General features: G+C 42.3%; 12 protein-coding genes. 3 read left to right on the top strand and 9 right to left on the bottom strand.

The window, feature by feature from the left end; genetic code table 11:
* Positions 1-70: 70 nt before the first annotated feature.
* Genes recG through asnC form a run of 3 tightly spaced genes read right to left on the bottom strand, consistent with a single transcriptional unit; the run spans position 71 to position 3,412 of the window.
* Entirely contained in the window at positions 71-2,152 is a 2,082-nt protein-coding gene (gene recG, locus C2M33_RS16410) for an ATP-dependent DNA helicase RecG (RefSeq protein WP_105174928.1), read from the bottom strand.
* Between the two features lie 40 nt (positions 2,153-2,192).
* On the bottom strand, positions 2,193-2,909 hold the full coding sequence (gene trmH, locus C2M33_RS16405) for a tRNA (guanosine(18)-2'-O)-methyltransferase TrmH (protein ID WP_105174927.1): 717 nt from the start codon (positions 2,907-2,909) through the stop codon (positions 2,193-2,195).
* Between the two features lie 44 nt (positions 2,910-2,953).
* The gene (gene asnC / locus C2M33_RS16400; RefSeq protein ID WP_062567385.1) at positions 2,954-3,412 is read right to left on the bottom strand and encodes a transcriptional regulator AsnC; all 459 of its coding nucleotides are present in this window, start codon (positions 3,410-3,412) and stop codon (positions 2,954-2,956) included.
* 197 nt (positions 3,413-3,609) lie between these two features.
* Between asnC and asnA the strand changes: the two genes are divergently transcribed.
* On the top strand, positions 3,610-4,605 hold the full coding sequence (asnA, locus tag C2M33_RS16395) for an aspartate--ammonia ligase (protein ID WP_105174926.1): 996 nt from the start codon (positions 3,610-3,612) through the stop codon (positions 4,603-4,605).
* Between the two features lie 46 nt (positions 4,606-4,651).
* Here asnA and C2M33_RS16390 read toward each other — a convergent pair whose 3' ends face one another.
* The 6 genes from C2M33_RS16390 to C2M33_RS16365 all read right to left on the bottom strand — a co-directional run bounded on the left by C2M33_RS16390 (position 4,652) and on the right by C2M33_RS16365 (position 11,079).
* Positions 4,652-6,256, bottom strand: a complete 1,605-nt coding sequence (locus C2M33_RS16390) for a DUF342 domain-containing protein (RefSeq protein WP_063699775.1) — start codon at positions 6,254-6,256, stop codon at positions 4,652-4,654.
* Positions 6,257-6,408: 152 nt separating this feature from the next.
* Entirely contained in the window at positions 6,409-6,801 is a 393-nt protein-coding gene (locus tag C2M33_RS16385) for a RidA family protein (protein WP_054554223.1), read from the bottom strand.
* 11 nt (positions 6,802-6,812) lie between these two features.
* The gene (gene spoT, locus C2M33_RS16380; RefSeq protein ID WP_063699773.1) at positions 6,813-8,918 is read right to left on the bottom strand and encodes a bifunctional GTP diphosphokinase/guanosine-3',5'-bis pyrophosphate 3'-pyrophosphohydrolase; all 2,106 of its coding nucleotides are present in this window, start codon (positions 8,916-8,918) and stop codon (positions 6,813-6,815) included.
* A 130-nt stretch (positions 8,919-9,048) separates the two neighbouring features.
* The gene (gene rpoZ / locus C2M33_RS16375) at positions 9,049-9,324 is read right to left on the bottom strand and encodes a DNA-directed RNA polymerase subunit omega (protein ID WP_036973056.1); all 276 of its coding nucleotides are present in this window, start codon (positions 9,322-9,324) and stop codon (positions 9,049-9,051) included.
* Between the two features lie 102 nt (positions 9,325-9,426).
* A complete protein-coding gene (gene gmk / locus C2M33_RS16370) occupies positions 9,427-10,047 on the bottom strand; it encodes a guanylate kinase (protein WP_105174925.1) in 621 nt (206 codons plus the stop codon).
* A gap of 171 nt (positions 10,048-10,218) precedes the next feature.
* Positions 10,219-11,079 (bottom strand): YicC/YloC family endoribonuclease, encoded by an 861-nt coding sequence (locus tag C2M33_RS16365; RefSeq protein WP_105174924.1) that lies wholly within the window; start codon positions 11,077-11,079, stop codon positions 10,219-10,221.
* Between the two features lie 181 nt (positions 11,080-11,260).
* On the opposite strand from C2M33_RS16365, the gene rph reads away from it, so the two are divergent.
* Together rph and pyrE are read left to right on the top strand one after the other, a co-directional pair.
* Positions 11,261-11,974 (top strand): ribonuclease PH, encoded by a 714-nt coding sequence (gene rph / locus C2M33_RS16360; RefSeq protein WP_063699765.1) that lies wholly within the window; start codon positions 11,261-11,263, stop codon positions 11,972-11,974.
* A 22-nt stretch (positions 11,975-11,996) separates the two neighbouring features.
* Positions 11,997-12,641, top strand: coding sequence for an orotate phosphoribosyltransferase (gene pyrE / locus C2M33_RS16355; protein ID WP_054554229.1), 645 nt, complete (start codon positions 11,997-11,999; stop codon positions 12,639-12,641).
* The last annotated feature ends 668 nt before the right edge of the window (positions 12,642-13,309 follow it).

Below are 13,309 nucleotides of genomic sequence, written 5' to 3'. Positions count from 1 at the left end.
AGCTAATTAGCTGGGCTTTTTTATTTCTCTAAAAATAAATTTATACAGCAGATCGCGCGTTGAGTAGTGGTTATGCTTGTGCGTAGTCTGATTTGCCAGCAAGCCAGCGCTGAATCAGTTTATCGGTAAGCGCTGGGTAGTCGTTCAATATTTTGAAGGCAATGGGTCTGACATGATTCAGTGTTTGTTTGTCGCGGTTTAGGTCGGCGATTTTAAATTCAGCCAAGCCTGTTTGTTTGGTGCCAAGTACTTCACCAGGGCCACGAATTTCAAGATCTCGCTCAGCAATCACAAAACCATCATTACTTTCACGCAGCACAGCTAAACGTTTTTGCGCTGTGGCTGACAGTGGCGCGTGATAGAGTAAAACACAATGTGATGCCGTTGCCCCACGACCAACACGGCCGCGCAGCTGGTGTAGTTGAGCAAGCCCTAATCGTTCAGGGTTTTCAATGATAATAAGGCTGGCATTGGGCACATCAACACCCACTTCAATCACGGTGGTGGCAACGAGTACATGAATATTACCCGCTTTAAACTCACTCATAATGGCTTGTTTTTCTGCAGCTTTCATCCGGCCATGCACTAAGCCAACGTTTAGCTCTGGCAGTGCTGCTTTTAATTGCTCAGCGCTATCCTCGGCGGCTTGGCATTGCAGTACTTCAGATTCATCAATCAAGGTGCAAACCCAATACACTTGACGGCCTTGCTCAGTGCACGCTGTTCTCACACGTTGAATGATTTCGTCTCGACGTGCATCAGGAATAGCCACCGTTGTGATAGGCGTTCTACCGGGTGGTAACTCGTCAATCACTGAGGTTTCTAAATCTGCATAGGCTGTCATTGCCAAGGTTCGCGGAATAGGGGTTGCCGTCATCACTAATTGGTGCGGGTAACAGTCACCAAAGCGGCCTTTTTCACGCAGTGATAAGCGCTGATGAACACCAAAGCGATGTTGTTCATCAATTATAATTAAAACGAGATTGTTAAACTCAACCTGCTCTTGGAATAACGCATGGGTGCCAACAATCATTTGTGCTTCCCCAGAGGCAATTTTCTCTAGGGTTGCAGTACGCTCTTTGCCTTTACTTTTGCCACCTAACCAAGCAACTTCAATACCTAGTTGATTAAACCACTGGCTAAAGTTGATGCCATGCTGCTCTGATAAAATTTCAGTCGGTGCCATTAGCGCTACTTGGTAACCTTCGCTTATTGCGGTGAGCGCACTGAGTGCTGCAACTAAGGTTTTACCCGAGCCAACATCGCCTTGTACTAAGCGCATCATCGGAAACGGGTGTTGTAAGTCGCCTTTGATTTCAGCCACCACACGACTTTGCGCGTTGGTTGGGCTAAAGGCTAAATTAGCTAAAAACTGTTGCTCAAGTTGGTTATGAGGCTTTAAAGCAACCGCTTTTACGGTTTGCCCTTTTTGACGTAGCTTTAAAAGGCTTAAGTTCTGTGCGAGCAACTCTTCAAACACTAACCGTTGCTGGGCAGGATGTATACCTTGCTCAAGCGCGGTTAAATCAACATCGTTGTGTGGGCGATGTAAGGTCATGAGTGCGTCGGCTAAACGCATTCCGGTTGGCTGAAACTGCTCTGGCAGTAATTCTTCTACAGGGTATTTAGTTAACAGTGCAAGTGCTTGATCACTCAGTGCACGAATAGATAACTGTTTTAGCCCTTCAGTAACAGGATACACAGGCGTCAGCGTGGTATTAGTTGGTTGCTCAGACGGGGTATCCGATAAACTGTATTCCGGATGTGTCATTTCAAAGCCAACACGACCCCTGCGGATCTCACCAAAGCAGCGAATGATTTTACCTGCACTCAAGGCATTTTTTTGAGCCGCACTAAAGTTAAAAAACCTCAGCGTTAATCTGCCTGTACCATCATTTACTTGGCAAACCAGCATACGCCTTTTACCAAAGGTGATTTGGCTGGTTTCTATGGTGGCTTCAACACTAACATGGCTATGCGGTTGAAGTTCACAGATTGGGTGAATACGGGTGCGGTCTTCATAGCGGTGAGGCAAATGAAACAGCATGTCTTGCACCGTGTGAATATTTAGCTTAGCAAGACGCTCGGCCATTTTCGGGCCGACGCCTTTTAATTCTGTGATTGGATATAACGCTAAGCTAGGATGACTCAAAGGTGACTCAAATTGTTAATTAGTAGACTGTTTTTTCAGTTTACTTGCACTCGTTAGTGGCTTCAAGCGGTTGCGTGTGTTTTAAAATGTTCCAGAACGTTTCATCAGCAACAATTTCACCATTTTCATCAAGCTCAGGGTATGGCAACTCTTTTTCACGACACTGCTCGGCAATAATTGGATGACACCCTTCGAACAAGATGCGGTGTTTTATTTTCGCATCGAGCATATCGCGGTTATATAAGCCTGCAGCTTCACGTTGGCGCTGCGCTTCAAATAGAATAAGCGCTGCGGCGACGGATACATTCAGAGATTGCACCATTCCTTGCATCGGGATGATGATGTTTTTATCTGCATGGGCAAGGGCGCGCGGCGAAATCCCGTCTTTTTCTTGACCGACAATAACAGCCGTTGGTTTGGTGTAGTCGATTTCGCGAAAGTCGACAGCGTCATCACTGAGGTGAGTTGCTAAAACTTGTACCTCAGGGTTTTGCGCACGCATCATGGCAACGGCATCATCAATATTGCGATGTAAGTGAGTTTCGAGCCAGTTTTTACTGCCGCCAGAGGTATTGTTGGTTAACCATTTTTGGTTTTCAGGCCATACAGCATGAACGTGATGGCAGCCTGTTGCGTCAGCTGTGCGGGCAATGGCTGATAAATTATGATGTTTATGTACATCTTCTAAACAAACCGTTAGGTCCGTTTGGCGGCGATCTAACACGCGCTTAACACGCTCAAAGCGAGTTGTATCCATAGTTGTGTGCTCGTTGACGGATTCTAATTGGTGCAGATTATACCCTACGGAACAACGGCACGGCTAATTGGGTTTTGTAGTGAGATCAGCGTTTCTGTTGATTGAATAGCCTCGATAGCTTGAATCTTGTTAATTAAAACGTCTTGTAGATGATCTATTGAACGAGCCATCACTTTGATAAATATGCTGTAATTACCCGTGGTGTAATAGGCTTCCACGACTTCTTCTAGCTCTTTTAGGTGTAGCAAGGTCTGCGGGTAATCACGGGCATTATTGAGATTAATACCGATAAAACAACAGACATCATAACCAAGCTGCTTTGCATTAATACTGACTTGGGTACCTGTAATAATTCCCGCCTGTTTCATTTTTTCGACTCTGACATGAATGGTACCCGCACTCACTGCAAAGCGTTTAGCCAGTTCTGCATACGCAGTACGTGCATTTTCCATTAAAGCGTTAAGGATGTTTTTATCGAGATTATCGATTTGATAATTTTCCATGCTATTTTTTCTTGTTAATTGATGAATCGATAATTTTTATAGCATTATTTTTATGGAAATTTCAATGTTAAGTTCTTTTTATTGATGGTTATTGAAAATTACCTTTATTTGGTTGAGGATTGTTTTATCGAGAGAGACCAAGCAGCGGGTTTCTCTAATTTAGCAAGTAACAATAACTGGGAATGAGGCCAATTATTATGAGTTCACACTACCTGCAGCAACAGCAGCAAATTAGTAAAGTAAAACAGTTTTTTTCAAGCCAATTAGAGCAGCAATTAGGGTTAGTCGAAGTACAAGCGCCGATCTTGGCAAAGGTAGGCGATGGCATTCAAGATAACTTAAGCGGGACTGAAAATGCTGTATCGGTAGCAGTGAAAACAATTCCGGGTAGTCAATTTGAAGTGGTTCACTCGTTAGCTAAGTGGAAACGCAAAACCTTAGCGGATTACGATTTTTCGGTAGGTGAGGGGCTCTATACGCATATGAAAGCGCTTCGCCCTGATGAAGAATCTTTAAGCCCAATTCACTCGGTGTATGTTGACCAATGGGATTGGGAAAAAGTAATTTGCGAGAGCACTGAACGCACCTTAGACAAGCTTAAAGATACCGTAACATCACTATATGAGGCGATTAAAGCAACCGAACGCTTTGTAGCGAGTGAGTTTGATTTAACGCCGTTTTTGCCAGAAAAAATCACCTTTGTACACAGTGAACAGTTACGTCAGATGTATCCAGACTTTACTGCGAAACAACGCGAAAAAGCGGTAGCACAAGAATACGGCGCGGTATTTTTAATTGGCATTGGCGGCGCGCTTGCCGATGGTAAAATTCATGACGTACGAGCGCCTGATTATGACGATTGGTCAACACAAACCTGTAGCAAATTTGCAGGTTTAAACGGTGATATTTTAGTCTGGAACCCAGTGCTTGAAGATGCCTTTGAAATTTCTTCAATGGGTATTCGTGTAAGCCCAGATGCATTAGCTACACAATTAGCAATTACAGGTGACCAAGCTCGGTTAGAGTTTGATTGGCACAAACAGCTACTTGCGAAGAAGTTTCCGCAAACAATTGGTGGTGGCATTGGTCAATCGCGTCTTGCTATGTTGCTGTTACAAAAACAGCATATCGGGCAAGTACAAGTTGGTGTTTGGCCTGAGCAGCTAAAACAGCAAGTGGAAGGTATTCTTTAATAGATTTAATGACCCTGGTAAAAAGAGGCTATAAGCCTCTTTTTTATTAAGTGGTTTTAAATTCTACTTCAACCTTGTTTTCTTCAAGCTTCACCTTACACGGCGGGTATTGGCGATTAGTGAGTAGCACCTTTTCGAAAATATGAATTTCGACGCCTGAGTGCAGTTTTTTATTAACGACTAATTGCGCATCTTCCAAGAGATCATGCAGATGATGCTCTAAGCTAGAGAGCTTTTTCTCAAGCATTTCAGCTTGCTCACAATAGTGCATTTGTGTAGCGCCGATTTTGGCCAGTAGGAGTTTTTTCTTTTCGGCGTCTTTTACTTGATCTGCTTTTTCGATTGCTTCTTGCAAGGTATCAAGTTGTGAGTCTGTTTGTGCTAATTCTTTTAAACACTGATCCGTTTGCGCGGTTACATCAGCGCCTGAAGCCGCTAAGTTAATTACCATTTTTGCGCCAGATTCATTGCCAATTTCGCCAGCAATGAGCATTTGCGCATCTAAAACCTCACCGCCAAATAGTTTACCCTGAGGGTTATCTTCTTGGCCAACTTGTAAGAGCTTAGTGGCTTTCATAACACAGTGGCTGGCTTGGCGTTCTATCAGAATATTATTCGCTTCAAGATAACAATACTGACCATGTGATAAGTGAATATCGCCTTGGCTGATGATATTACACGACAGTTTTTTATCTTCTTGCTGGTGGCCAATTACGCCTTGTTTTATGGTGATATCACCCACTGCTGATAAATAACCAGATTCAACTGTGCCCATAACCGTAATATCGCCTTTTGCGTGAATACGCATGCCAGGCTCAACATTATGAGTCACAATGACGCTGCCTTCAAAATCTACGTGGCCACTTTTTACGTTTACATCGGCAATGGTAAAAATATCATCAACGCGCATACCATTGGCAATATCAACGGGTACACCAGCAATCACCGAAATAAGTTCTAGCGGGTTGTTTTTAGATATCTCAGTCCCTTCACCGGCCACTAATGTGCTGTTTTCACCCGGTTTAGCAGGTAGTACATCACCAGTAACAGTAAAGCCTTCTTTGCCAGGGGTCGCTGGAATTTGTTTGATAAGTAATACGCCGGGTTCGACACTGGCGAGCTTACCAAAGTCGCGCATATCGGCAGTGCCATCCTCACGCAATTTTGGCTTTTTTAAACGGTCTTTTAAAGTTTCAACCTGTGGTACAAACTTGGAAGGTTGGCCATCAATCGGTAAACGGCCTTTCGCTAGCACGCCTTTAGCAATCTCACCTGCTGGTAACTCGAACTGTTGTTGTAATAACTGCTCTAAGAAAGCCTGCTTGTAGCCTCGCGCTACTCCTGCTTTTATTAGTTCTTTTTTAGCTTCGTCAAGAGTCATGACTTTACCGCCCTCGGCGACAGTCAATTCGCCAGTGGCTAGCATTTTATCATCGCTTAGAGTGACGACTAAGCTGGCATCATGTTTAGAAGCAACAACAAGCATGCGTTCATTAGAATCGCTTTTGAAGAAATTATTGATAGCATCATGATCCACTCTGCATTCACAAAATGGTGATTTTTCTAATGCCTCGATAATAAACGCAGCACTAGGAGGCGAGTTTTCATGAACATCTAATAAAACGTTGCCGTTGTGAGCGAGCTTAAACACGTGGAGATCCTTTTTTACTACATTAGCTAAAGGTTTTACTTATTATAACAACAGAGTGCTAGAGAATTGCTGATGAGTCAAGAATTTCGGATGAGGGAAGTAATAACTTTTTCTAAAAAAGTGCCAGCAACCTGAGGTCGCTGGCAGGGGGGTTAGTTCGTTGAAGGTAGCTCCATGATACCGTCAATTTCAACTTGTACGCCTTTTGGTAATGCACGTACACCAATCGCTGCGCGTGCAGGATAAGGCTGTTTAAAGTACTGGCTCATCACTTCGTTAACGATAGCAAAGTTAGATAAGTCAGTAAGGAAGATGTTTACTTTCACCATGTCTTGAATTTGACCACCGGCAGCTTGGCAAACTGCTGTTAGGTTTTTGAAAACTTGGTGAGTTTGTTCAGTGAAGTCTTCAGAGATCACTTCCATTGTTTCTGGTACAAGTGGAATTTGACCTGATAAATAAACAGCCGTGCCCACTTTAACTGCTTGGCTATACGTACCGATTGCAGCAGGTGCATTATCAGTAGAAATAAAAGATTTGTTCATGATTATCCTTGTTACTTTTTACGATAGACTCTTTGCACATCAGGCATCACACGAATGCGGCGCATAATGTTTGCAACATGAACGCGGTTTTTAACCGTGATGCCTAAATCTATCATGTATAAATTACTTTCTTTTTCGTCAGTCGCTATCTCAACAATGTTTGCTTGGGTTGAGGCAATTACATTTGTCAATTTAGCCAATGCGCCTTGGTGATTGATAATTTCAATACGAAGGGCTGCAATATATTCTTTCTCTGGGTTATCGTCCCACTTAACAACTAAGTATTTCGAACGGTCATTTTCCCAACCACGAATGTTTTTACATTCTTGGCGGTGAACAGTTAGGCCTTTACCTTGGCTGATATAAGCAGTAATAGCATCGCCAGGTACCGGGCGACAGCACTTAGAATAGTTAACCAGCATACCTTCGGTGCCGATAATCGTCGCTTTTGCTTTTTGAGCAAGGTCGTTTAGGTCGTCGGCATCAACTTGCATGAGGCGTTTTGCGATAAGCACACTCATGAGGTTTCCTGAGCCAATTTCGACTAAAAGCTCAAGTACGGTATTCAGTTCATGTTCTTGAAGTACACGGCGAATGTTCTCATCTGGGATATCATCGAGTTTAGTTTCACCTAAAGCAGAATCCAGTAAGCGACGGCCAAGTAACATGGCTTCTTCATGTTGTTGGCTCTTCAGGTAATTACGAATACCTAAACGTGCTTTACCTGTTACAACAAAGTTTAACCAAGTTGCATTTGGGTGTGCCCCAGAGCTGGTAATAATTTCGATGGTTTGCCCTGTATCAAGCGGTTTGCTTAGTGGGTGAGGTTTGCGATTTACGCGTGCACCCACACAGGTATTACCTACATCAGTGTGTACTGCATACGCAAAATCGACAGCCGTTGCGCCCATTGGTAACTCAACAATGCGACCATCTGGGGTGAACACATAAATTTCTTCAGGGAATAGCTCTGTTTTAACGTTTTCAACAAACTCAAATGATGAGCCCGCACTTTGCTGTAATTCAAGTAAGCTTTGCATCCATTGGCGAGCACGTTGTTGTGCTGTATGGCCTGCACTATCACCGGCTTTTTTATACATCCAGTGAGCAGCAACCCCTTTGTCTGCCATGTGATCCATATCGTGGGTACGAATTTGGATTTCCACAGGAATACCATGAGGACCCACTAATGAGGTATGAAGTGATTGATAGCCGTTGGTTTTTGGTACGGCAATATAATCTTTAAAACGTGTTTCGATGGGCTTATAAAGGTTATGTGCGACACCTAATACGCGATAACAGGTATCCATATTATCAACATTGATACGGAACGCGTAGATATCCATCACTTCGTTAAATGACAGCTCTTTATTAAGCATTTTTTTGTAAATGCTATAAAGGTGCTTTTCGCGGCCAGATATGGTCGCTGCAATGCCTGACTCTTCTAAACGCGCTTCAATTTCAGTTTTAATATTGCTGATAATTTCTTTACGATTGCCGCGGGCTTTAATTACTTCAGATCTTAATGCGCGATGACGCATTGGGTATAACGCTTGGAAACCTAAATCTTCTAATTCATTTTTTATATCGTGAATACCAAGGCGGTTTGCAATTGGCGCATAAATCTCTAACGTTTCACGGGCAATACGGCGACGTTTATCAGGGCGAAGGGCGCCTAGAGTACGCATGTTATGAGTACGGTCAGCCAGTTTGATTAAGATCACGCGAATGTCTTGTGTCATCGCCATGATCATTTTACGGTAGTTTTCGGCTTGGAATTCTTTTTTATCTTTAAAGCTAAGTTTATCTAGCTTGCTCACCCCTTCAACAAGCTCGGCAACGGTGTCGCCAAAAATCTCAGCTAAATCTTGTTGGCTGAAGTCAGTATCTTCAATCACATCGTGCATTAATGCAGCCATTAGTGTTTCGTGATCTAAGCGCATACCAGCGAGTATTTGCGTGACTTCGACAGGGTGGGTGATATAGGGCTCGCCACTTGAACGAGTTTGGCCTTCGTGGGCTTCGCGAGCTACCACGTATGCTTTTTGGACCAGCTCAATTTCAGCTGCTGGTAAGTATTCAGATATTTTCTTTTTTAGACCTTCAAAAAGATACAAAGTCACACTCCAATGCGCTAATGAAGTAAATCGGTAACGGTATGAATAGAATATACGATGAAAAGAAGGGCTTGCCAACGGCTAGTGTAGAAATACTAGCCGTATAGCTAAATCAAAGCGGGGAGCTTGATTACTGGTTGCCACCTACGATAGCAGCCACTGCAGCCATTTCTGCTGCTTCTTGATGTTGTTGTTCTTCACGATCGATTAAATCCATAGAAGAGCTATTTACTAACCCTTTCTCAATTTCACGTAAAGCAATAACCGTTGGTTTGTCATTTTCAGCATCAACGAGTGGATCTTTACCACCAACCGCGATTTGGCGGGCACGACGAGCCGCAACTAAAATTAAGTCAAAACGATTACCAATTGCATCTACTGCATCTTCAACAGTTACGCGAGCCATCTTAGCACTCCAAATAAATTCTTAAGCAAAGGCGTAGTTTACTGTACCAAGTTAAATTCGCCAATAGCTTGTGGTTAATTTTTATCTTTTCTTAAAAAAGTATTATTTAAGCAAGTTTTCTAATAACGCCTGATGGCGCACTGCTTGGCTTTGTAACGATAGACGTTTAGCCATTACGATCATTTCGATTTCAGCAAGTGCAGTATCAAAGTCATCGTTCACAACCACATAATCATATTCAATATAGTGTGATGTTTCTGATTGTGCTTTTGCCATTCTTCCCGCGATTACCTCAGCAGAGTCTTGGCCACGGTTATTTAAGCGTGATTCAAGTTCTTCTTTTGATGGTGGAAGAATAAAGATAGTTTCAACATCATCAACTAATTTGCGAATTTGCTGAGCACCTTGCCAATCGATATCTAAAAATACATCAATACCTGCTGCAAGTTGACTTTCGATTGCTTGCTTAGACGTACCATAGTAGTTATCGAAAACTTGCGCCCATTCAAAAAAGTCATTTTTCTCAATTAGCGCTTTGAACTCTTCAACAGAAACAAAGTGATAGTGCACACCGTTTTCTTCACCCGGACGAGGTGAGCGTGTGGTGTGCGAAACCGATACCTTCATATCGCTGTGTTTCTTTAATAAAGCACCAATTAAGCTTGATTTACCAGCCCCTGATGGAGCTGACAAGATAAATAAATTTCCGCGAGTTTGCGCCATGATCTGTCTCTAATAAAAAATAAACAGGCTCGGACTATCGCTAATCCAAGCCTTTAATTAATCTATTGTACTTTATTTCGCTAAAAGTGCTCAAGTTTGCCTGCTTTTAGACTTTTCAAAAACAAAAGACCCAGCAGGTGCTGGGTCTTATAAAAATGCTGTAAATCGCGTTTACTCGATGTTTTGGATCTGTTCGCGCATCTGCTCGATTAACACTTTTAGCTCTACCGCAGCGTTTGTGATGTCACTGTTGATAGACTTTGACGCTAAAGTGTTTGCTTCACGGTTAAACTCTTGCATCATAAAGTCGAGGCGTCGACCACATGCACCGCCTTTAGTTAAGATCTTTTTGGTTTCTTTAACGTGCGACTTTAAGCGATCTAGTTCTTCAGCAACATCTTGTTTTTGCGCAAGGTAAATAAGTTCCTGCTCAAGGCGAGATTCATCGATGTCTGTTTTTAGTTCTTCAAGCTTTTGATTTAGCTTTTCACGTTGCCATTTAGAAATTTCTGGTAGGTGGCTTTCTACAATCGCAACTTGCTCTAAAATTGCATCAAGGCGAGTGGCGATCATTTCTTGTAAGTTTGCGCCTTCATCGCCGCGAGCTTGTTTGAAATCTTCAATGACTTCATCGAAGCCAGCAATTAGCGCTGTATTTACGCTATCCATATCGAGTTCTTCAGCTTCCATAACGCCTGGCCAACGTAAAATATCAACAGGGTTGATGTCGCCTTTACTTTGATTTTGCACCCATTGAGCACTTTTAATTAATTGCTCAGCAAGAGATTCGTTAATGGTTAACTCGCCAACATGAGCTGGGTTTGCTGCAAATTTTAAGAAAACTTCAACTTTACCGCGTTGTAAATGCTTACGTAAACGCTCACGAATAACCGGTTCCATGCCACGGAATTGCTCAGGTGCGCGGATAAAAGTCTCAAGGTAACGTTGGTTAACTGAACGAATTTCCCAAGTGCCAGTGCCCCATTCGCCTTTAATTTCGCGACGCGCATAAGCTGTCATGCTGTGGATCATGGATGATTTCCTAGTGTTATTAAATTTACAAAGTTGACTGATTATACCGAATCAGCTTTTAACCTCTAGCGTAAATTTTCTGAAATGTGCTTTTCTGATGCAGTTAATTATGTAAATGAACATGGCATCTAGCACCACATCGACTTATAATGTGTCAAATTCAGAATTAAGGGGATCGTTAATGCGTCCAAGCGAAAGAACACCTAACCAAATTAGACCGGTTACATTTACACGTAATTACACTATGCATGCTGAAGGGTCAGTATTAGTAGAGTTTGGAAACACTAAAGTTTTGTGTACAGCAACGGTTGAAGCTGGTGTACCACGCTTTATGAAAGGCCAAGGTAAAGGTTGGGTTACGGCTGAATACGGTATGTTACCTCGTTCAACACATACTCGTAATGGCCGTGAAGCATCGCGCGGTAAGCAGGGCGGTCGTACTATGGAAATTCAACGCTTAATCGCACGTGCACTTCGTGCTGCGGTTGACTTAAAAGCGTTAGGAGAAAACACCATCACTATCGATTGTGATGTTATTCAAGCTGATGGCGGTACACGTACAGCATCTATTAGTGGTGCGTGCGTAGCATTAGTTGATGCACTTACTTACATGCGTAGTAAAGGTATGATCAATTCAAACCCACTTAAGCATATGATTGCGGCAATCTCAGTCGGTGTATATAAAGGTCAGCCAATTACAGATCTTGAGTACCTAGAAGATTCTGAAGCAGAAACTGATATGAACGTGATTTTGACTGAAACCGGCAAAATTATCGAAATTCAAGGTACAGCTGAAGGCGAGCCTTTCTCATTTGACGAACTTGATGAGCTACTTACATTAGCTAAGCACTCAATTCGTGAAATTATCGACGTTCAAAAGCAAGCATTAGCATAATAAAGAAGTGGGTTTATTAGTTATGAAAGATTATCAAAAAGAGTTTATTGAATTCGCACTTGAAAAGCAGGTGCTTAAATTTGGTGAGTTTACTTTAAAGTCTGGCCGCACTAGTCCTTACTTCTTCAATGCTGGTTTATTTAATACTGGTCGTGACCTTGCACGTTTAGGTCGCTTTTATGCAGCGGCACTTGAAGATGCAGGTATTGACTACGATGTATTATTTGGTCCTGCTTATAAAGGTATTCCAATCGCAACAACAACAGCGGTTGCTTTAGCTGATCATCACGACAAAGATGTACCTTACTGTTTTAACCGTAAAGAGAAAAAAGCACACGGTGAAGGTGGTACATTAGTAGGTTCTGAACTTAAAGGTAAGATCATGTTAGTTGATGACGTGATCACTGCGGGTACAGCTATTCGTGAGTCGATGGAAATCATTGCGGATAATGGTGCAGACTTAAGTGGTGTTTTAATTGCACTTGATCGCCAAGAGAAAGGTAAAGCTGAGTTATCTGCTATTCAAGAAGTCGAGCGTGACTTTGGCACTAAAGTTATCTCGATTGTAAAACTAGCTGACTTAATTAGTTACCTAGAAGCCAAAGGCACAATGGATGAGCATTTAGCCGCCGTAAAAGCATACCGTGATCAATACGGCATTGCTTAACAATTAATTACGCGAACTTTTTAAAAGCCCAGCTATATTGCTGGGCTTTTTTGTTTTTAGAGTATTGTACTTTTATGGCCTTAAATACGGTTAAAAAGTTACTGAAGCGTTAATAAAGTTTCTCTTTTGTGGTGTTTAGAGTAAAAAGGATACAAAAGGCAGTTTTTTTAAAGTTTTCTCAAAAAAGTGCTTGCGTTAATTCGCCGCATCCCTATAATGCGCATCCACCGACACGGCGGACTGCTTACAGAAAAGCAAAACGACGAGTTGGTTGAGTCAAGTAAGACTGAGTTTTGAAAAAATAAACTTTTCTCAAAATTAAGTGTTGACAAAAATAACGGCTTGCGTAGAATGCACAGCCCTTGAGGCGCGAAAGTGAATCAAATGTTCTTTAACAATATAAAGCAATCATCTGTGTGGGCACTCGTACAGATTGAGTTCTAACAGCGAAGCTTAGTTTACTAAGTGGAGCAAATGCTCTATATATCCGGGCTTATCCGTACAAATACAACGCCCAGTTTGCTCGACCAGTAACAGGTATGACTTTAACTCAAAAGGTATTCCCTTTGATTTATACTTACTCATCCCACCAACAAAACGAGCTAGTAACTTAGGTTGTTTTGAATCCTTTACGCTTTGGCATCGCTTTTTAAAACTTGTATAGTTAG

It is taken from the genome of Pseudoalteromonas sp. T1lg122, assembly GCF_002964825.1.
Lineage (GTDB): Bacteria > Pseudomonadota > Gammaproteobacteria > Enterobacterales > Alteromonadaceae > Pseudoalteromonas > Pseudoalteromonas gelatinilytica.
The sequence above is the reverse complement of the archived record's forward strand: the minus strand, read 5'-3'. Positions and strand labels throughout refer to the sequence as shown.

What these genes read in the sequence shown, in the direction of transcription:
- trmH (WP_105174927.1), bottom strand. Translation starts at nt 2,909, where the DNA reads ATGGATACAACTCGCTTTGAGCGTGTTAAGCGCGTGTTAGATCGCCGC.
- asnC (WP_062567385.1), bottom strand. Translation starts at nt 3,412, where the DNA reads ATGGAAAATTATCAAATCGATAATCTCGATAAAAACATCCTTAACGCT.
- asnA (WP_105174926.1), top strand. Translation starts at nt 3,610, where the DNA reads ATGAGTTCACACTACCTGCAGCAACAGCAGCAAATTAGTAAAGTAAAA.
- C2M33_RS16385 (WP_054554223.1), bottom strand. Translation starts at nt 6,801, where the DNA reads ATGAACAAATCTTTTATTTCTACTGATAATGCACCTGCTGCAATCGGT.
- rpoZ (WP_036973056.1), bottom strand. Translation starts at nt 9,324, where the DNA reads ATGGCTCGCGTAACTGTTGAAGATGCAGTAGATGCAATTGGTAATCGT.
- gmk (WP_105174925.1), bottom strand. Translation starts at nt 10,047, where the DNA reads ATGGCGCAAACTCGCGGAAATTTATTTATCTTGTCAGCTCCATCAGGG.
- C2M33_RS16365 (WP_105174924.1), bottom strand. Translation starts at nt 11,079, where the DNA reads ATGATCCACAGCATGACAGCTTATGCGCGTCGCGAAATTAAAGGCGAA.
- rph (WP_063699765.1), top strand. Translation starts at nt 11,261, where the DNA reads ATGCGTCCAAGCGAAAGAACACCTAACCAAATTAGACCGGTTACATTT.
- pyrE (WP_054554229.1), top strand. Translation starts at nt 11,997, where the DNA reads ATGAAAGATTATCAAAAAGAGTTTATTGAATTCGCACTTGAAAAGCAG.